Raw genomic sequence first — 18,683 nt, 5'->3', positions numbered from 1 at the left:
TTGACCCCGATGACATCGCACGCGGCAGCGAACCTGGAAACGCTCATCACGGTGTTTGGCGGATCGGGCTTTCTGGGGCGAAACGTGGTCCGGGCGCTGGCCAAGCGCGGCTATCGGATTCGGGTAGCGGTGCGGCGGCCCGAACTGGCCGGGCACCTGCAACCGCTCGGCCGCGTTGGCCAGATCCACCCCGTGCAGGCCAATCTGCGCTACCCGGCTTCGGTAGAGGCGGTGGTGCGCGGTTCCGAAACCGTGGTCAACCTGGTCGGCACCCTGGCCGAGAGCGGCGCGCAGACCTTCGACGCGGTGCAGACCAAAGGCGCCGAAACCATCGCCAAGGCCGCCGCCGCCATCGGCGCGCAGATGGTGCATGTATCGGCGATCGGCGCCGACGAGAATTCGCCCTCGGCCTACTTCCGCTCCAAGGCTTTAGGCGAGAAGGCCGTGCTGGCGGCGGCGCCATCGGCCACGATCCTGCGGCCGTCGCTGCTGTTCGGGCCCGAGGATCAGTTCACCAACCGCTTTGCGTCGCTCGCCCGGATATCGCCGTTCCTGCCGCTGATCGGCGGCGGCGAGACGCGGGTGCAGCCGGCCTATGTCGCCGACGTCGCCAACGCGGTCGCCGACGCTGCCGAGGACAAGACCAAGCCGGGCGCGACCTACGAGCTCGGCGGGCCTGACGTGCTGACCATGCGCGAGATCATGGAAATCATCCTCAAGATCACCGACCGCAAGCGCATGCTGGTTTCGCTGCCGTGGGGATTGGCGAGGCTAAAGTCGCTGTTCCTGCAATTCGCGCCGGGTCCGTTGAAGCTGACGCCGGACCAGGTGGCGATGCTGCAAGTCGACAATGTCGTGTCGGACGAAGCGAAGGCGGCTGGTCTGACGCTGCAGGGGCTCGGCATTACGCCGGAAGCGATGGAAGCGATCGCCCCGCAATATCTCTGGCGCTTCCGCGCCGCCGGCCAGTTTCAAAGGAAGAGCGCGTAGGTTTTCGTCGTCCCTGCGAACGCAGGGACCCATAACCACCATTGATGGTTGTTTAACCCGCTGGGCCGCCAGCACGGCATAACCACGTGCACTCGTGGTTATGGGTCCCCGCGTTCGCGGGGACGACAGAGACCTACCTCCCCAGCGCCAGTGCGATCAGGCCGAGCGCGCCGATGGCGACGCGCCACCACGCAAAGAACGTGAATCCGTGGCGGGTGACGTAGGTGAGGAACGTCTTCACCACGATCGCCGCGGTGATGAACGAGACCACGAAGCCGACCGCGATGATGCCGATGTGATCGGTCGTCATCTCGGCGCGGTTCTTGTAGAAATCATAGGCGAACGCGCCGATCATGGTCGGGATCGCGAGAAAGAACGAAAACTCCGCGGCCGATCGCTTGTCACCGCCGAGCAGCATCGCCGCCACGATGCTGGCGCCGGAGCGCGACACGCCGGGAATCATCGCCACGCATTGCGCAATGCCGATCCACAGATACATCAGCAGCGGATAGCGCGTGGCATCGTGCTGCGTCGGCTTGAGATAGAGTTGATCGACCCACAACAGAATTGCGCCGCCGACGATCAGGGTGAAGCACACCACCCATGGATTAAAGAGAAACTCCTTGATGTACTTGCCGGCAACCAGGCCGATGACCACCGCAGGCAGAAACGCCAGCAATACGCCGATCACGAAACGCCGGTCGTCGGGGTTGGTGAACATGCCAAGCGCGACGCGCGACAATTTGACGAAATAGAGCATGACGATGGCGAGGATCGCGCCGAGCTGAATCAACACGACAAAGCTCTGCCAGAACGCGCCCTCGCCAAGCCCGAAGAATCGTTGCGCGACCAGCATATGGCCGGTCGACGAAACCGGCAGGAATTCCGTGACGCCCTCGATGATGCCGAGAACCACCGCCTTCACTACATCCGACATCATGATGGGGGTCCGTTTTGTCTGGAAAAACCGCGTCCTTCTCGCCTATTCATCCCCATGCCGCAATCGCAAAAAATACGCCAAAGACAGTTGCCTCTTGCGCCGGCTTGGCTATAGCGTTTTCGGGCGAACTGAATCCCGGTTCGCGCAAACAAAACGCGTCAAAACAAAGGCTAGAGCCTACTCCGTTCTGATTTCAGGCAGAACCGAATAGGCTCTAGTATTGCGATTCGCATGACGCGGCTCGACCGCTCGGGTTCCTTGAGCGTCGCCGCGAATTGTTCAAGGATTTCATGTACACGCTCTATCATCATCCGTTCTGTCCGCATTCGCGCTTCATTCGCCTGGTGCTGGGCGAACACGGCCTCGACCTGCGCTTGGTGGAAGAGCGAGCCTGGGAGCGGCGTGAAGGGTTTCTCGCGCTCAATCCCGCGTGCACCACGCCGGTGTTGATGGCTGACGGCTTTCCGCCGATTCCCGGCGCTGGCGTCATCGCCGAATATCTCGACGAGACGCACGGCCTGGAGGCCGGCGAGCGGCGGCTGTTGCCGGCGTCGATGGCGGAGCGCGTCGAGGTGCGCCGGCTGATGGCGTGGTTCAACGAAAAATTCTTCGAGGAGGCATCGAACCCGCTGGTAACCGAGCGCATCTATAAGCGTTTCATGAGCGAGGAGAATGGCGGCGGCGCGCCGGCGGCCGATGTGATCCGCGCAGCCAAGGCCAATGTGCGCTATCATCTGGCCTATATCGGCTGGCTGGCGCAGACGCGGAACTTCCTCGCCGGCGACCGGCTGAGCTACGCGGATCTCGCCGCCGCGGCGCACCTTTCGGCGATCGATTATCTGGGCGATGTGCCATGGAGCGAGGACGAAGCGGCAAAGATGTGGTACGCGCGGGTGAAATCCCGCCCGTCGTTCCGCCCGCTCTTGAGCGAGTGGCTGGCGGGCGTGCCGGCGTCACGCACCTACGTGGACCTCGACTTCTGAACCAGGCCGTCAAGCTCTCCGCCAGCGATCTAAAGTCCGCGCTCATGCGCGAAGCCGCGACGCTCGGTTTCGATTGCATCGGCGTCACCGATCCCGGCGCGCTCGGCAATGCCGGAAAGTATTTCCGCGAGTTCCTCGATGCCGGCGCGCATGGCGACATGGACTGGCTCGCCGCTCAGCCCGAGCGGCGGATGGATCCGTGCGTGCTATGGCCGGGCGTACGGTCGATCATCATGCTCGGCTTCAATTACGGACCCGATGACAATCCGCTCGCGCTCCTCGAAAAGCGCACACGTGGCGCAATCTCCGCCTATGCCCAGGGCGACGACTATCACGACGTGATCAAGAAGCGCCTGAAGACGCTGGCGCGGTGGCTGGTCGCGGCATCGGGCGAGGAAGTGAAAGTGTTCATCGATACCGCAGCGGTGATGGAAAAGCCGCTGGCGCAGGCGGCAGGGCTAGGCTGGCAAGGCAAGCACACCAATCTGGTCTCGCGCGAGTTCGGCTCATGGCTGTTTCTCGGCGCGATCTTCACCGCCGCCGAGCTGCCGCGCGACACTGCCGACACCGACCATTGCGGAACCTGCAACGCCTGCCAGGAGATCTGCCCGACTGCTGCGTTCCCCGCACCTTACAAGCTCGATGCCAGGCGCTGCATTTCCTACCTGACGATCGAGAACAAGGGCCCGATCCCGCACGAATTTCGCAAGAGCATCGGCAACCGCATCTATGGCTGCGACGATTGCCTCGCCGTGTGCCCGTGGAACAAATTCGCGCAAAAAGGCCGAGAAACCAAACTCGCCGCGCGCGCGGAATTGCGCGCGCCTTCGCTAGGGGAGTTGGCGCGGCTCGACGACGTCGCATTTCGCGCTCTGTTTTCGAAATCGCCGGTCAAGCGCATCGGCCGTGACCGGTTTGTCCGCAACGTGCTGATCGCGATCGGCAATGCCGGGGATGCGGCGCTGGCGGTTGAAGCAGAGCGATTGCTTGACGATGCAAGCCCGCTCGTGCGTGGCGCAGCGGTCTGGGCGCTGTCGCAATTGATGGAGCAGGAGAGATTCGACGCGCTGGCTGCGAGGGCGATAAGCGCCGAGGCTGACATAAATGTGCGCGAAGAGTGGCGCCTAACCCTGGCGCAACGCAAGCCGGTGGCGAACGTGCCGCCGCCGTAGATCTCACCCGTCATTGCGAGGAGCGAAGCGACGAAGCAATCCATCGTCCCGCATACGCCGAACTATGGATTGCTTCGCTCGCAATGACGGCGGAGAGATTAGCGCTCAGGCCAAATGCCGCTTCATCTCCGGCCGCGCCTTCAGCGCCGCGCCTTGCTTGGCAACGATCTTGGCGATCCGCTCAGGCGCGAATTTGAGGTCGACGAAGGCCGGCGCGGTGTTGGCGACCTCGTGATATTCCATGATCTTGCCGTCGCGCAGCCGCATGATCGCGACGCCCTCGAACATCGCCCGCGCCCCTTTTGCTTCCGGCAGCGTCGAACGATAGCTGAACGTATAGCGCGCATAGAGCGCGTGGTCGTCACTGACGGGATCATGCATGTCCCAGCGAAAATCGGTCGCCGTGCGGTAGAACCAGTCGTCGATCATGTCAGCGATTTTGGCCCGGCCCTCGAACGCACCATAGAACACGTCGTGATAGACGCCGTCTTCCGTAAACAGTTCCGCGAACGCCCTGCCGTTGCGCTGCTCGACCGCGTCGCAGAAGGCGCGGAGCATGGTTGTGGTGTTCACGGTGTTGCCTCCCGAACTCGTCATGCCCCGCGAAGGCCTTCGCGGACGATGACACCGTAGCTACCGGTGAGAACTTACCCCATCTCCGCCACCGCAGCGATGATCCGCGCGATGTCCTGCGGGCGGGACAGACGGTGGTCGCCGTCCTGGATCATGGTCAGCACCACGTCCTCGGCCGGCAACCGGTGCGCCAGCGCGAAGGCATGCTGCCAGGGCACGTCGGGATCCTGCGCACCCTGCAGGATGCGCACGGCGCATCCAACCTCGATAGCGCTGCCGAGCAACAGGTGGTTGCGGCCCTCCTCGATCAGTGCGCGCGTGACCGGATAGGGTGCGCCGTCGCCATACTCCGAAGGCCGCATCCACACGCCCTTGGTCCTGATCTCCTCGCGAACCTCGTCGGAGAAGCTGTTCCACATCAATTGCTCGGTGAAATCAGGCGCCGGTGCGATCAGCACCAGGCCAGCAAGCGTCGCAGGCGCTGCCTCACGCTCGGCGATGGCGCGCGCCAGCAGGAGCGCCAGCCAGCCGCCCATCGATGAGCCGATCACGACCTGCGGGCCCCGGCAGAACTGCTCGAATACAGCAACGCTGTCTTCCAGCCAGCGTCCGATAGTGCCATCGATGAAAGCGCCGCCCGATTCGCCGTGGCCGGAATAATCGAATCTAATACAGGCCCGGCCATGTTCCGCAGCCCAAGCGTCCAGCGCGAGCGCCTTGGTGCCCCGCATGTCGGAATTGAAGCCACCGAGCCAGAATAGCCCGGGCCCGCTGCCGGCGCGGGCGCGCACCGCGATCCGGCGGCCGGCGGCACGCTCCCCCACCTCGATAAAGGTCGGTTCCTGGTCGATTTGCGCTGAATTTGTCGCTGAATCAGTCATGGATCTGTCACTCTCGCCCTGCCGCTTTGTCCGCGAGCGCGCTCTATCGGTCAAGCACGAGACCGCCCGGCGCTTGCGGATCAGGCCGCCGCGCTATATTTGCCGGACGTGACCGAAATGCCTCGCATTTGACGGTTTTCGGGCGCAGACCGCGAGTTCGCTTGCTGTCTTGAGCGTATTGCTTCAAACTGCGGCCCTTCTTTCACAACTTTGGAGAGTTACCCATTCGCCGTCCCAACAGAGCCCCGCCCGCTGCAACCAAAGACGGGCCGCGCACCAATGATGATATCCGCAACGCGCAAATCCAACTGATCGATCAGAACGGCACCAACCACGGAACGGTCGAGACCGTGGTCGCCATCAAGATGGCGCTCGAGGCGGGTATGGATCTTGTCGAGATTTCGCCGAACAACAATCCTCCCGTCTGTAAGATCATGGACTACGGGAAGTTCAAGTATTCGGCACAGAAGAAAGCCGCCGAGGCGCGCAAGAAGCAGAAGATCGTCGAGATCAAGGAGATCAAGCTGCGGCCGATGATCGACGATCACGATTACGACGTGAAAATGCGCGCCATGCAGCGGTTCTTCGAGGAAGGCGACAAGGTGAAGATCACCTTGCGCTACCGTGGCCGCGAAATGGCGCACCAGGAGATCGGCACCAAGCTCCTGGACAAGGTGAAGGCCGACGTCGCCGAATTCGCCAAGGTCGAGCAGGACGCCAGATTCGAGGGACGCCAGGTCGTGATGGTGCTGGCGCCGCGCTAAGTTGAGTTAGTAGAATCGAAAGCGGCCCGTCGGATGATCCGGCGGGCCGTTTTCGTTGGTGACGATTGCGTTCCCCGGATGCTGCGCAACGCCAACAGCGCGTTCACGCGCTTGTCGCGCTGCATCGCGTCCGGGACACGAGTTGGATCTAGGTCCGCGTGGCCTGCCAGGTGCCGCTGCAGTAGTCACCGGTGATGATGCCGCGCCACCGGCCTGCGCCATAGCTGCCCACAAGCCGGCCGCCGCCGCTCGCGCGGGATGCGCCGACCGAAACACTGACCGCAACCGCACCAGTGCGACTGACTGATCCTGAAACCCTGCCGCCGCCAGCCGATGAAACCCGGCCGCCGATAACGGTGAAGGGAACGCGATAACCGGAACTGCAATTACCCCGCGTCGTGGCAAACACCACGTTCCAGATGCCATCATAGGCTCGGACCGCCCTGCTTCCCCTCCGCGCGGCTTCGGCTGTGTCCGGGGCTGCCATCACGGCCAGCGCGACGAAAACAGGAAGCCCGCGCGCGGTGCGCAGGCCAAGAGAAGCGCCAAAACGGGCGATCAATCGCTGAAAATGGGCCATTTGTTCCTGCTCCGGGCGCGGATGGTTAGATGACGTCAGCGGTAGGTAGCGACACTGCCTTTCGCGGTTCATCGTTGCCATTTGGCGCTTCCTCTGCCATAAGCCCGACCTTCATCGCCCGGCTGATCAAGGGCTGCCGTGTCGATGTCCGTGCGGGTTGCCTCGCTTTTGAGAAAAACCTGAGCACTTTCAACGCTCTAACGAGCATTTTAAGCCGCAAAAGCGCCCCTCGGGCGCGTTTTTCTGCGGCCACAGGAGAGCCAAATGCCCAAGCTGAAGACCAAGTCAGGCGCTAAAAAGCGCTTCAAGGTGACTGCCACCGGCAAAGTGATGCACGCCCAGCGCGGCAAGCGCCACGGCATGATCAAGCGGACGAAGAAGCAGATTCGTCAGCTCCGCGGCACCCGCGTGCTGTTCAAGACCGACGGCGACAACGTCAAGAAGTACTTCTTGCCGAACGCCTGATCGCGTTCACGTCATTACAGCCGAGCCGCGCCCGCGCGGCGATCCCGTCATCTTGTTTCTGATCAAGGATACCAGTCATGTCTCGCGTCAAACGCGGTGTGACCGCTCACGCCAAGCACAAGAAAGTCTACAAGGCCGCCAAGGGTTTTTACGGCCGCCGCAAGAACACCATCCGCGCCGCCAAGGCCGCGGTCGAGAAGGCCGGGCAATATGCGTTTCGCGACCGCAAGCGCAAGAAGCGCACCTTCCGTGCGCTCTGGATCCAGCGTCTCAATGCCGCCGTGCGTCCGTACGGCATGACCTACAGCGTCTTTATCAACGGCCTCTCGAAGTCGGGCATCACGGTGGATCGAAAAGTGCTGTCGGATCTCGCCATCAACGAGCCGGCGGCGTTCCAGGCGATTGCCGAGAAGGCCAAGGCCGCGCTGGCGGCCTAATTCGCAATCGCTGCGGCGTTCTTGCAATTCCGGTGTCATGCTCCGCCTTGTGCGCAATTGCGCACTGGGGCGGGGCATCCAGTAACCACCGACCGACATTTTGACTCCGGGGGTTACTGGATCATCCGCCTTCCGCCTTCGCTCGTTGAGCTTCGGCGGACAAGTCGCGGATGGTGAGGGTCCCGTTTGGACTGCGAGCGCGCGTTGCCCAAAGGTACCGTCGCCATGTCCGACCTAGCTCAACTCGAATCCCAAATTCTCGGCCAGATCGCTGCCGCCGGCGACGAAGCCGCGCTCGAAGCCGTGCGCGTCGCAGCACTCGGCAAGAAGGGCTCAATCTCCGCGCTGCTCGCCACCCTCGGCAAGATGTCGCCGGACGAGCGCAAGACACAAGGCGCCGCGATCAACCTCGCCAAGGATAAGGTGACGCAGGCGCTCTCGGCGCGCCGCGACATCCTGAAGTCGGCCGCACTCGATGCCCGGCTTGCCTCCGAGACCATCGACGTCACCTTGCCGTTGCGCGAGACGCCTGCCGAACAGGGCCGCATCCATCCGCTGAGCCAGGTCTTCGAGGAAGTCAACACGATCTTCGCCGATATGGGATTTGCGATCGCCGAAGGTCCTGATATCGAGACCGACGATTACAATTTCACGAAACTGAACTTCCCCGAGGGCCATCCGGCGCGGGAGATGCATGACACCTTCTTCTTCAATCCGAAGGAAGACGGTTCGCGCATGCTGCTGCGTACCCACACCTCGCCGGTGCAGGTGCGCACGATGTTGTCGCAGAAGCCGCCGATCCGCGTGGTTTGCCCGGGCCGCACCTATCGCATCGATTCGGACGCGACCCATACGCCGCAATTCCACCAGGTCGAAGGCCTCGTGATCGACAAGGGGTCGCATCTCGGCCACCTCAAATGGATATTGCACGAGTTCTGCAAGGCATTCTTCGAGGTCGACCACATCAACATGCGGTTCCGCCCGTCGTTCTTCCCGTTCACCGAGCCCTCGCTCGAGGTCGACATTCAGTGCCGCCGCGACAAGGGCGAGATCCGTTTCGGCGAGGGCGAGGACTGGCTGGAGATTCTTGGCTGCGGCATGGTGCATCCGAACGTGCTGCGCGCCTGCGGCATCGACCCTGATGTCTACCAAGGCTTTGCCTGGGGCATGGGCATCGACCGCATCGCGATGCTGAAATACGGCATGTCCGATCTCCGGCAATTGTTCGAGAACGACGTGCGCTGGCTCTCGCATTACGGCTTCAAGCCGCTCGACGTCCCGACGCTGGCGGGGGGATTGAGCACGTGAGTGCCGTCCCTGCGAAATATCAGGGTTTGCGCTCCTTCGCGTTCGGCGACGGGCCGGAGCTTGCCGACGAACTGCTCGACCTAGTGATCAAGGGCGTGAAGACCGCGACCTGCTCTACCGAGGACGAGCCGAACACGTCGACGCCGGGCGAGCAATGGATTGTGCTCGACGGGCGCGGCGAGCCACGTTGCGTGATTGAGACGATCGAAGTCAGCTACCGCCGCTTCCCCGAGGTGGATGCTGCCTTTGCCTGTGAAGAAGGCGAAGGCGACCGCAGCCTCGCCTACTGGCGGCAGGCACACCGCAATTATTTCGGACGGCTAGGCCGGTTCAGCGAAGATATGACGCTGATGTGTGAACGATTCCGGCTGGTCGAGGTTTTCTAGGAACGCACAATGAAATTCACGCTCTCCTGGCTGAAGGAACATCTCGACACCGACGAGCCGCTGGAAAAGCTTGCCGACAAGCTCACCATGATCGGGCTCGAGGTCGAGAGCATCGAGGACAAGGCGAAGGCGCTCGCGCCATTCTCCATCGTGCGGGTGATCTCGGCCGAGCAGCATCCCAATGCCGATCGTCTGCGGGTCTGCATGGTCGACACCGGCAATGGTGCTGCGCCGGTGCAGGTGGTCTGCGGCGCGCCGAATGCGCGCGCTGGGCTCGTCAGCGTGTTCTCGCCGCCCGGCACGTTCATCCCGGGCAAGAACATCACGCTCGGCGTCGGCACCATCCGGGGCGTCGAGAGCCGCGGCATGCTGTGCTCGGCGGCGGAGCTGCAGCTTTCCGAAGACCATGACGGCATCATGGAATTGCCGGCCGATGCGCCGATCGGCAAGGGTTATGCCGAATGGGCCGGGCTTGGCGATCCCGTGCTCGAAATCAACCTCACGCCGAACCGGCAGGACTGCACCGGCGTGCATGGCATCGCGCGCGATCTCTCCGCCGCCGATATGGGCAAGCTCATCGACCCCGGCATCAGGCCGGTGAAGGGCGAATTCCCCTGCCCGGTGAAAGTGACGGTCGAAGATGCGACGCTGTGTCCGGGCTTCGCGCTGCGGCTGGTGCGCGGCGTCAAGAACGGTCCCTCGCCGGAATGGCTGCAGAAGCGCTTGACCGCGATCGGGCTGCGGCCGATCAATGCGCTCGTCGACATCACCAACTTCATGACCTACGACCGCGCCCGCCCGCTGCATGTGTTCGACGCCAGGAAGGTGACGGGCAATCTCACGGTGCGCCGCGCCAAAGAAGGCGAGAGCCTGCTGGCTCTCGACGGCCGCACCTACACGCTCGATCCCTCGATCTGCGTGATCGCGGATGAGCACGGCGTCGAATCGCTCGCCGGCATCATGGGCGGCGAGACTTCCGGTTGCGACGAGAATACATCAGACGTGCTGATCGAATCGGCGCTGTGGAATGAGATCAACATCGCGCAAACCGGGCGCAAGCTCGGCATCAATTCGGATGCGCGCTACCGCTTCGAGCGCGGCGTCGATCCGGCCTTCATGGTGCCGGGGCTCGAGCTCGCGACCAAAATGGTGATGGAGCTCTGCGGCGGCACGCCGTCCGAGACGGTGGTCGTCGGCAATGCGTTCGGCGATGACCGCATCATCGATTTCCCGCTGAGCGAGGTCAAACGTCTGGCGGGAATCGAGGTGCCGCTGGTCGAGATGCGGCGCATCCTCGGCCATCTCGGCTTCATGGTGGCCGGCAACGGCCCGGTGGTGAAGGTCGCCGTTCCCTCCTGGCGCACCGACGTGCACGGCAAGGCCGACATCGTCGAGGAAATCGTCCGCATCGTCGGCGTCGACAAGGTGCCGATGACGCCGTTCGAGCGCGGCGACGAAGCGCGCAAGCCAGTGCTGACCACGATTCAGTCCCGCACCCGCCGCGCCAAGCGCGCGCTGGCCACACGCGGCATGGTGGAAGCCGTGACCTGGTCGTTCATCTCCAAGCCGCACGCTGAGATGTTCGACCGCGATCCGCCCAGCGCTTTGCCTGACCATGCGCTGGCGAACCGCCGCGGCCACCCTGAACTGTCGCTGGCCAATCCGATCGCGGCTGATATGTCCGACATGCGGCCGAGCCTGCTGCCCGGTCTCGCGACGGCGGCGCAGGCGAATATCAACCGCGGTGTTCCGGATCTGGCACTGTTCGAAGTCGGACAGGTCTTCGCCGGCGACAAGCCGGGAGATCAACTGGTTGCAGCCTCCGGCGTGCGCCACGGCTATGCCTCTTCGAACGGCACGGGCCGGCACTGGTCCGGCTCTGCTCAGACCGACGCGCTCGACGCCAAGGCCGATGCGTTCGCGGTGCTCGCGGCGGCCGGCGCGCCGATGCAGGCGCTGCAGATCGTTCCCGGTGGACCTGCGTGGCTGCATCCCGGCCGTTCCGGCACGATCCAGATCGGACCGCAGAACGTGCTCGGCTATTTCGGCGAGCTGCATCCGCGCGCGCTGGAGGCGCTCGGCGCCGATGGCCCGATGATCGCGTTCGAGGTGATCCTCGACCGCATTCCCGACGCCAAGAAGAGGCCGACCCGCGCCAAGCCGCTGCTCGAACTCTCCGCGTTCCAGCCGGTATCGCGCGACTTTGCCTTCATCGTCGATCGCGCCGTCAAGGCCGGCGACATGGTGCGCGCGGCGCAAGGCGCGGACAAGAAGCTGATCACGGACGTAGCCGTATTCGACGTCTATGAAGGCAAGGGCATCGACCCGACCAAAAAGTCGATCGCGATCGCTGTAACGATCCAGCCGCGCGAGAAGACGCTGACGGATCAGGAGATCGACGCCGTAGCGGCGAAGATCGTGGCCGAAGTGACGAAGAAGACCGGCGGCACGTTGCGGGGATGAGCCGACGGGTCTGACAGGATAACCGCACGACGAGCTGCAACCTCTCTCGCTTGCGGGGGAGGTCGCATCGCATCGAAAGATGCGATGCGGGTGGGGGCTCCCTCCTCTCGAACAGTCTCATTTGTTGCGACACCCGCATCCCAGCCTTCCCCCGCAAGCGGGAGAAGGCGCCCACCTCTGATGCGGTCGCAGCTCAACCCAATCTCAGGCGCTAAAGAATGAACTCGCTTGGCCTGATTCCACCCGACATCAGTCTCAACGCCGCCCTCGCGATTTGCGCAGTTGCCTTCGTCTCGGGAACGGCGCGGGGTTTTTCCGGCTTCGGCTCGGCGCTGATCTTCATGCCGCTGGCCAGCTCGATCGCCGACCCGCGGCTGGTGGCGGCGCTGCTGCTGATCATCGATTTCGTTGCCGCTGCGCCGCTGCTGCCGAACGCGTGGGAGAAGGCTGACCGCAAGGCGACTGCGGTCATAGTGGTGGGCGCGCTGATCGGCGTGCCGATCGGCACCTATTTCCTGAGCCGGTTAGAGCCGGTGACGACGCGCTGGGTCATTTCCGTCTTCGTGTTCGCATTGCTGTTGCTGCTGCTCTCGGGCTGGCGTTACCGCGGCAAGGACCACGTGGCGGTCTCGATCGGCATCGGCGGGTTGTCAGGCTTTTGCAGCGGGCTGGCCCAGACCGGCGGGCCACCGATCGTCGGCTACTGGCTCGGCCGGCCTATCGCTTCCGTCGTTGCCCGCGCCAACATCGTGCTGTTCTTCGGCGCCTCGGATTTCTTCTCCGCCGTGAGTTACACCGCGGCCGGACTGATCACGACGGATGCGATCAAGTTCGCGCTGGTGGTCGGCCCCGTCTACGGCATCGGCGTCTGGTTCGGCGCATCGCTGTTCGGCAAGGCCAGCGAAGCCGTATTCCGCTCGATTTGTTACGCGCTGATCGCGGCCGCGGTGATCTTCGGGTTGCCGGCGCTGGATGGAGTGCTGCGGTGACGTCACCGTCGTCCCTGCGAAAGCAGGGACCCATAACCACAGGCGCTTGGGATTCGAATTGGACGTAGCCCCAGCGTGCTACAGCACTAGCAACTGTGGTTATGGGTCCAGGCTCGCGCGGAGCCTGTCATCGGGCGCGCATTCGCGCGACCCGTTGGCTTGGCCGCGACGACGGATTCATTATCCATTACCAGGTCGCAATACGCATAACCGTCGCGCTCGACGCGCTCGCCTGATGTTACCGCCACCCGCCGCGAAAACATCGGCCCTGCCACGACGCAGGTGTGAAACTCGCCGTTCTCGCCGCAGGGATCGATGCCATCCGGCAAGTCGGCGAGCAGCGTTGTGTCGAATTTGCGACCGGCAAATTCCGCCGGCAGCTTCTTCAGATCGACGGTCGCAATGTGGGCTTCCAGCCCGCTTGCGATCATTGCTCGCGCGAGCTCCGACGTTGGCCGCTCCCAGAGCGGAAACAGCGGCGTGATTCCGGTGCCTGCCAGCTTCTGTTCGCGATAAGCGCGGATGTCGGCCAGGAACAGATCACCGAAGATCATGTGCGTGACGCCGTCGGCAACCGCTTGCGCGACCGCCTCACCCATCCGCGCTTCATAAATCTCGTTCGGACAGGGATAGGGAATTGCCACGATCCGCTGCGGCAGGCCGGCGGCCTCGCATTGCGCCTGCAAGATCTCCTGCCGCACGCCGTGGATCGAGACGCGGCCGAACGTCTCGGTCACCGTGGTCAGCGCGCCGACCACCTCGAATTCTCCCGCGCGCAGCACTTCATGCAGCGCAAAGGCTGAATCCTTGCCGCTCGACCAGGAGATCAGTGCTTTGGGACGGGCCATCAGTTGCTCGGAGACGGTGCGCGCCGCCGCTGCTTCGCTGGCCGCGCCTCCGGTTCGGGGTCCTTCAACGCACCGATCCGCCGCAGTGCCGCGTCCGCCGCGCGTTCGCCGCTCTCCCAGGCGCCGTCGATCGTTCCCCACAGCGTTTCATGGGTCGCCTCGCCCGCGAGATACATGCAGCCGATCGGATCGGTCAGAACCTTTCGCGATGACTGCCCGCCAGGACCGGCCGCCGACATCGCGCCGAGCGCGAACGGCGCGGCGTTCCAGCGCGTCGCGCTCGATTTCGTCACCGCGGCGGCCGCCTCGCTGCCGTACAGCTTCGTCAGCCATTCCACCGCAAACGCCACCATGGCCTTCTCGCCCTGCGCGGAAAGATCGCGGCCGAACGAGCCGCCGACATCGAGGGTGCAGAGCGACGAGCCGCCGATATTGGCTGATATCAGCGCCGTCTTGGTCGAATTGCTCTGCTCGATGACGACGTCGTCACGGGCGAGGCCGAGCGGATTGCCCGTCATCTGCAGCGCGATCCGGTCGTAGCTGCCGAGGCTGAGTTTCGAAGCCGCGTCGAGCATGCGCTTCGGGAGGTCGGGCGCGAATTTGATATTGCCGGCCGCCAGCACGTTGCTCGACACTGTGACGACGGCAGCGCGGGCGACGATCTTTCCGGCAGGTGTTTCCACCATGACGTCGCGATTGCTCCAGACGATGCGATTGGCGGACGTCGACAGTGCCACCGGCACCTGCTCGCCAAGTTTTGCGATCAGCGTGCCCAGTCCCTGGCGGCAGCCGATCGCGATGTTGCGGTCCTGCGCGCGCGACTTGTCGCCGACCGAGACGTCGTTCAGATCCTTGCCGGAGAAGCCGGCCCCGAGCACGAATTCTGCCGTGCCCGCCCAAACGCCGAGATCCTTCGGCAGCACCGAGGCGCAGGAAACATCGAACCGCCGCGCGGCGTCGTCGATGGCGCGGTTGGTACGAACCAGCGCCGCCAGAAACTCTTCGGTCTCGCCGGCGCGGGCGTTGCGGCGACCGATGCGGATCTTCTGGCCGGATGGCGCGCTCGTGATCTCGAGCCCGGCCGCCCGCGCCAGCTTGATCATCGGATTGGTCTCGGGATTGTGCATCCAGCGCGCGCCGCGGTCGAACGGTACGTCGAAAGTCGAAACGTCGGTCTGGCAGCGGCCTCCGATCTGGCTTGCCGCCTCCACCACGATCACCCTGCGGTTCGCCGCCATGATCCGCCGCGCCGCAGCAATGCCGGCCGCGCCTGCGCCGATCACGACGATGTCGGCGTCCCGCGGCAAGGGCGCGGCCCCCGCACGCGCACCAGACAAAACCGGAACCGTCGCCAGGCCAGCGGACGCCGACAGAAAGGTGCGGCGGGTCAATGTCATGTCATGGTTTCCGGGACCTGAAGGACGCGAGAACAGCTAGCGAACTGTGCAGCATCTCACGTGACGCAGCAACACTCATGGTAAATCAATCATGATTGACCCGCCTCCCGCATGAACTAAATTGAAACGGCTTGCGACCATGATCAGGAAACAAAAAAAGCGGAAGAAAAGCCGCTCTGGGGGAGTTTCATGGGCGTAATGCTCGACACCATCGGCCAGTTGATCGCCGGCTACCTGCAGAAGGAAGTCCCGGGCTATGAGCCGTTCACGCCCAGCGACCCCGAACATCTGCGCGGCGTCATCGAGCCCGGCGATGTGCTGCTGGTCGAAGGCAACAACCGGATCTCCGGCATCATCAAATACCTCACGCAGTCGACCTGGTCGCATGGCGCGCTCTATGTCGGCCCGGTTGACGGCGCCACCGAGCCCGACGGCGAGCCGCATGTGCTGATCGAGGCCAATATCGGCGAGGGCGTCACCTCGGCGCCGCTGTCGAAATATTTTCCCTATCACACCCGGATCTGTCGGCCGGTCGGCCTGTCCTACGAGGACCGCACCACGGTGTGCCGCTACGCCATCAACCGGATCGGCTTCGGCTACGACACCAAGAACATCGTCGACCTGATGCGCTATCTGATTCCGTTGCCGATACCGCAGCGATGGCGGCGGCGCATGATCGCGTTCGGCTCCGGCGATCCCACCAAGATCATCTGCTCGGCGCTGATCGCGCAGGCATTCGACGCCGTGCGCTATCCGATCCTGCCGAAGATTACCCGCGCCGCCTCGCGAAAGGCCCGGCGCGAAATCCTGCATATCCGTGATTCCTCGCTCTACATGCCGCGCGATTTCGACATCTCGCCCTATTTCGAAGTCGTCAAACCCACCATCGTGCACGGCTTCGACTACACGGCCCTGCACTGGGCCGACAAGCAGAAGCCGCTCCCGGAGGTAGCGGGCCAATTCGGTGTGTTTCCAGAGGTCAAGTCGCCGCCGCTTGTTCCTGAAGAGATTGACGAAGAGACGCCGCTTCCGGCTGCGGCTGAAGAAGTGACTGTTGCGACGATGGTCGAACGCATCACCGTGTCGGAACATTATCTCGCCGTCGAATATGTCCCGGTCCGCCAGCCGGAGCGCCGCATGAGGCCGCGCACATCGGAGATGACGGTGTAGAGGGGCAAAGCGACTTGTCCGCCGTAGCTCAACGAGCGAAGGCGGAAGCGTGCCCACCATTAAAAGAGACACTCCGGATGGATGGTGGTCACGGCGCTGACGCGCCTTTGCCCACCCTCCAATCTAAAATCTTCCCGCCAGCGTCAGCCTCACGGCCAACGGCTCGGCCGGATGAACATGACGATCGGCCACGCCGCCCATCGGCTCGCCCGGCAATCGCGACAGGTAGTAGTACTCGATCTGGTTGGTCTTCGCATTGAAGAGATTGAGCACGTCGAGCTGCAGCCGCAGGCCATTGTCGAATTTGTAGCCCGCGCGTGCATTGAAGATCAGCGATGACTGCGAGCGGACGCTGTCGTCCTCGATCAGCGGACGTGGGCCGAAATAGCGTCCCCGCAGCGCGCCGAACCAGCCGGCCTCACCGCCAAATGTCACACCGCCGCTCGCGACCCACGCCGGCGCGCCCGGGATGAAGTTGCCGGCGGCATCGAAATCGGTGAAGCGGGCGCGGGTATAGGCGACATCGAAATCGAGCCGCATCCACGGCAGCACCTGATACTGGTTGGTCCATTCGACGCCGACGCGCCGGCTCGGCCGGCTGGCTTCGGTCGTCCCGGCGTCGCCGACGAACAGCAACTCCGAATCGAAGTCCAGCACGAACACCGCAAGTGAGCTGGTGAGGCCTTCGACCGCCTTGGTGCGGACGCCAATCTCGGCGCCCTTTGATCGCACCAGTAGCGGCACGCGATCCTGCGGCGTCACCTTGTCGATCGGATCGACCGTGATGGTCGTACCTCTGATATCATTGGAGTGCAGGCCGTAACCGGCATTGCCGTAGAACTCGGTCTTGTGCCACGGCCCCAGCACGATACCGGCTTTGGGGCTCGTCATCGACGCCTGTGCGTTTCCCGAATTTTGCGGCGTGTCGCTGACGACGCGGCCCGCAAAATAGTCCTCACGAATACCGACCGTGGTGCGCAGCCAATCGGTCCAGCGCGCCGTCGTGTCGGCCCACAGGCCGACATTGCCTTCTCTCACGCTGTCTTCGCGAACGGTCGAAAGCGTCTCGCGCTGCAACGTCTTGAACAGGCCGACCCGGATATCATCACCGCGCGTTTGCAATCCGATGCGGGTCTGCGTTTCGATCCCGCCCACGCGTACATCGAAGGCGTGGCTGGCGTTAAGGCCATAGACCGTGCGTCGATCCATCTGGCTGAACTGATCGCCATTGACGGGATCGTCGAGAAAATAGGTGAAGTTGTTGTAGAGCCGCAGCGACGAATTGATCACATAGGCGTTGACCTTGCTCTGTCCGTATTCGCTCGACTGCGCCCAATTGCTCGACAGCGAAAATCGGCTCGAGACGCCGCCATCGGTCGGATCGAGCGTCCCGAACCGGCCGATCAAACCCTGGTCGATCGCGCGCTGCGCCACCTGGTCGGTCGAATTCCAGCCGTTGGAATAGGCCATCGCCGACAGCGTGAACCCGTCGGTCGCGGTGCCCTGGCTGTAGCGCAGCACGCCGTTCAGCTTGCGCACATTGTCAGGCACGTCCCACGGACCGTCATTCCTGACGCCCTCGAAGGCGGCGAGCAACGTGCCCGCGCCGACCGCTGTCGATCCTGCCGCCAGCGCGCGGCGGTAGCCAAAGCTTCCGAACGTTAGCTCGGCGATGTTCTTCGGGAGCCTGTTAATATAGTCGATGGCAACGGAGCCCGCGGAGGCAAAGTCGCCGCGGTCGGCGAAGTAAGGCCCCTTTCGCACGGTGATCGACTGCACCAGCTCGGGAATCATGAAATTGATGTCGGCATAGCCCTGACCGTGGCCATGGGTCGGCATGTTGACCGGCATGCCGTCGACCGTGATGGCGAGGTCGGTGCCGTGATCCAGATTGAAGCCGCGCAGAAAATACTGGTTGGCTTTGCCTTCGCCGGAATGCTGGGTGACGATCAGCCCTGGCACCACCTCCAGCGCCTCGCCGACGCGCGCGAATGGCTGCGCGTTCACTTCCGCGCCGCTGATGGTCATGGCGCTGGCAGCGGTGGGCTGCATGTATGCCGGCCCTGCAGTCGCGGACTCCGACGTCACGCCGGTGCTGACCTGCGGTGGAACGGGCACGCTTGGTTGAATTGCTGATGGATTTCGCGCGGTACGCTCGCGGCGCGGCGGCCTGGGCCGGTTGCGCGGCCTCGCTTCGGGGGGATAGACGGTCACAGCAGGAAGCTCGCCGGACGCAGGCGCCGCGACGTTCTGCGCGTCCGCTGCGGGCACCATGACAAATAATGACGCGGTGGAAAACACTCCCCAGGCAGCTCTACGCAACGCTCATGCCCCCGC

At 63.6% G+C, this 18,683-nt stretch carries 18 protein-coding genes; 11 read left to right on the top strand and 7 right to left on the bottom strand.

What is annotated here, in order from left to right:
• The first annotated feature begins 9 nt into the window (after positions 1–9).
• A complete protein-coding gene (locus tag V1273_RS01085) occupies positions 10–990 on the top strand; it encodes a complex I NDUFA9 subunit family protein (RefSeq protein WP_334408455.1) in 981 nt (326 codons plus the stop codon).
• A gap of 133 nt (positions 991–1,123) precedes the next feature.
• Here the strand turns inward: V1273_RS01085 and V1273_RS01080 are convergent, their stop codons facing one another.
• The gene (locus tag V1273_RS01080; RefSeq protein WP_334365854.1) at positions 1,124–1,930 is read right to left on the bottom strand and encodes an undecaprenyl-diphosphate phosphatase; all 807 of its coding nucleotides are present in this window, start codon (positions 1,928–1,930) and stop codon (positions 1,124–1,126) included.
• Positions 1,931–2,220: 290 nt separating this feature from the next.
• Here V1273_RS01080 and V1273_RS01075 point away from each other — a divergent pair, with 290 nt between their 5' ends.
• Positions 2,221–2,913 (top strand): glutathione S-transferase family protein, encoded by a 693-nt coding sequence (locus tag V1273_RS01075; RefSeq protein ID WP_334365853.1) that lies wholly within the window; start codon positions 2,221–2,223, stop codon positions 2,911–2,913.
• Positions 2,862–4,085: a tRNA epoxyqueuosine(34) reductase QueG gene (gene queG, locus V1273_RS01070; protein WP_334365852.1), complete on the top strand. Its 1,224-nt coding sequence runs from the start codon at positions 2,862–2,864 to the stop codon at positions 4,083–4,085. The genes V1273_RS01075 and queG overlap by 52 nt, the downstream gene beginning before the upstream one ends.
• A 105-nt stretch (positions 4,086–4,190) precedes the next feature.
• Here queG and V1273_RS01065 read toward each other — a convergent pair whose 3' ends face one another.
• Together V1273_RS01065 and V1273_RS01060 are read right to left on the bottom strand one after the other, a co-directional pair.
• On the bottom strand, positions 4,191–4,658 hold the full coding sequence (locus V1273_RS01065) for a nuclear transport factor 2 family protein (protein ID WP_334365851.1): 468 nt from the start codon (positions 4,656–4,658) through the stop codon (positions 4,191–4,193).
• Between the two features lie 74 nt (positions 4,659–4,732).
• Positions 4,733–5,539 carry an alpha/beta hydrolase gene (locus tag V1273_RS01060; RefSeq protein WP_334365850.1) on the bottom strand — a complete coding sequence of 269 codons (807 nt, stop codon included), beginning with the start codon at positions 5,537–5,539 and terminating at the stop codon, positions 4,733–4,735.
• A gap of 224 nt (positions 5,540–5,763) precedes the next feature.
• Between V1273_RS01060 and infC the strand changes: the two genes are divergently transcribed.
• Positions 5,764–6,303: a translation initiation factor IF-3 gene (gene infC, locus V1273_RS01055; protein ID WP_028347926.1), complete on the top strand. Its 540-nt coding sequence runs from the start codon at positions 5,764–5,766 to the stop codon at positions 6,301–6,303.
• Positions 6,304–6,451: 148 nt separating this feature from the next.
• On the opposite strand, the gene V1273_RS01050 is transcribed toward infC, so the two are convergent.
• A complete protein-coding gene (locus V1273_RS01050; protein ID WP_442894132.1) occupies positions 6,452–6,883 on the bottom strand; it encodes a hypothetical protein in 432 nt (143 codons plus the stop codon).
• Between the two features lie 264 nt (positions 6,884–7,147).
• Between V1273_RS01050 and rpmI the strand changes: the two genes are divergently transcribed.
• The 6 genes from rpmI to V1273_RS01020 all read left to right on the top strand — a co-directional run bounded on the left by rpmI (position 7,148) and on the right by V1273_RS01020 (position 12,931).
• Positions 7,148–7,348: a 50S ribosomal protein L35 gene (rpmI, locus tag V1273_RS01045; RefSeq protein ID WP_008539890.1), complete on the top strand. Its 201-nt coding sequence runs from the start codon at positions 7,148–7,150 to the stop codon at positions 7,346–7,348.
• A 77-nt stretch (positions 7,349–7,425) separates the two neighbouring features.
• Positions 7,426–7,785: a 50S ribosomal protein L20 gene (rplT, locus tag V1273_RS01040; protein WP_028347928.1), complete on the top strand. Its 360-nt coding sequence runs from the start codon at positions 7,426–7,428 to the stop codon at positions 7,783–7,785.
• A 225-nt stretch (positions 7,786–8,010) separates the two neighbouring features.
• Positions 8,011–9,093, top strand: coding sequence for a phenylalanine--tRNA ligase subunit alpha (pheS, locus tag V1273_RS01035; RefSeq protein ID WP_334408453.1), 1,083 nt, complete (start codon positions 8,011–8,013; stop codon positions 9,091–9,093).
• Positions 9,090–9,479, top strand: coding sequence for an ASCH domain-containing protein (locus tag V1273_RS01030; protein ID WP_334379644.1), 390 nt, complete (start codon positions 9,090–9,092; stop codon positions 9,477–9,479). The genes pheS and V1273_RS01030 overlap by 4 nt, the downstream gene beginning before the upstream one ends.
• A gap of 9 nt (positions 9,480–9,488) precedes the next feature.
• On the top strand, positions 9,489–11,942 hold the full coding sequence (pheT, locus tag V1273_RS01025) for a phenylalanine--tRNA ligase subunit beta (protein WP_334408451.1): 2,454 nt from the start codon (positions 9,489–9,491) through the stop codon (positions 11,940–11,942).
• A gap of 218 nt (positions 11,943–12,160) precedes the next feature.
• Entirely contained in the window at positions 12,161–12,931 is a 771-nt protein-coding gene (locus tag V1273_RS01020; protein ID WP_334408450.1) for a sulfite exporter TauE/SafE family protein, read from the top strand.
• Between the two features lie 86 nt (positions 12,932–13,017).
• Here V1273_RS01020 and V1273_RS01015 read toward each other — a convergent pair whose 3' ends face one another.
• Together V1273_RS01015 and V1273_RS01010 are read right to left on the bottom strand one after the other, a co-directional pair.
• Entirely contained in the window at positions 13,018–13,779 is a 762-nt protein-coding gene (locus V1273_RS01015; RefSeq protein ID WP_334408448.1) for an ATP-binding protein, read from the bottom strand.
• Positions 13,779–15,176 carry a flavin monoamine oxidase family protein gene (locus V1273_RS01010; RefSeq protein ID WP_334408447.1) on the bottom strand — a complete coding sequence of 466 codons (1,398 nt, stop codon included), beginning with the start codon at positions 15,174–15,176 and terminating at the stop codon, positions 13,779–13,781. The genes V1273_RS01015 and V1273_RS01010 overlap by 1 nt, the downstream gene beginning before the upstream one ends.
• Positions 15,177–15,365: 189 nt before the next feature.
• Here V1273_RS01010 and V1273_RS01005 point away from each other — a divergent pair, with 189 nt between their 5' ends.
• Entirely contained in the window at positions 15,366–16,346 is a 981-nt protein-coding gene (locus tag V1273_RS01005; RefSeq protein ID WP_334408446.1) for a YiiX/YebB-like N1pC/P60 family cysteine hydrolase, read from the top strand.
• Positions 16,347–16,469: 123 nt separating this feature from the next.
• Here V1273_RS01005 and V1273_RS01000 read toward each other — a convergent pair whose 3' ends face one another.
• Positions 16,470–18,620 carry a TonB-dependent receptor gene (locus tag V1273_RS01000; RefSeq protein ID WP_442894131.1) on the bottom strand — a complete coding sequence of 717 codons (2,151 nt, stop codon included), beginning with the start codon at positions 18,618–18,620 and terminating at the stop codon, positions 16,470–16,472.
• Between the last annotated feature and the right edge of the window lie 63 nt (positions 18,621–18,683).

Origin of the sequence: Bradyrhizobium sp. AZCC 1721 (assembly GCF_036924715.1) — a bacterium.
In the GTDB taxonomy this organism is placed as follows: domain Bacteria; phylum Pseudomonadota; class Alphaproteobacteria; order Rhizobiales; family Xanthobacteraceae; genus Bradyrhizobium.
This window is presented reverse-complemented; position numbering and strand designations above follow the sequence as displayed.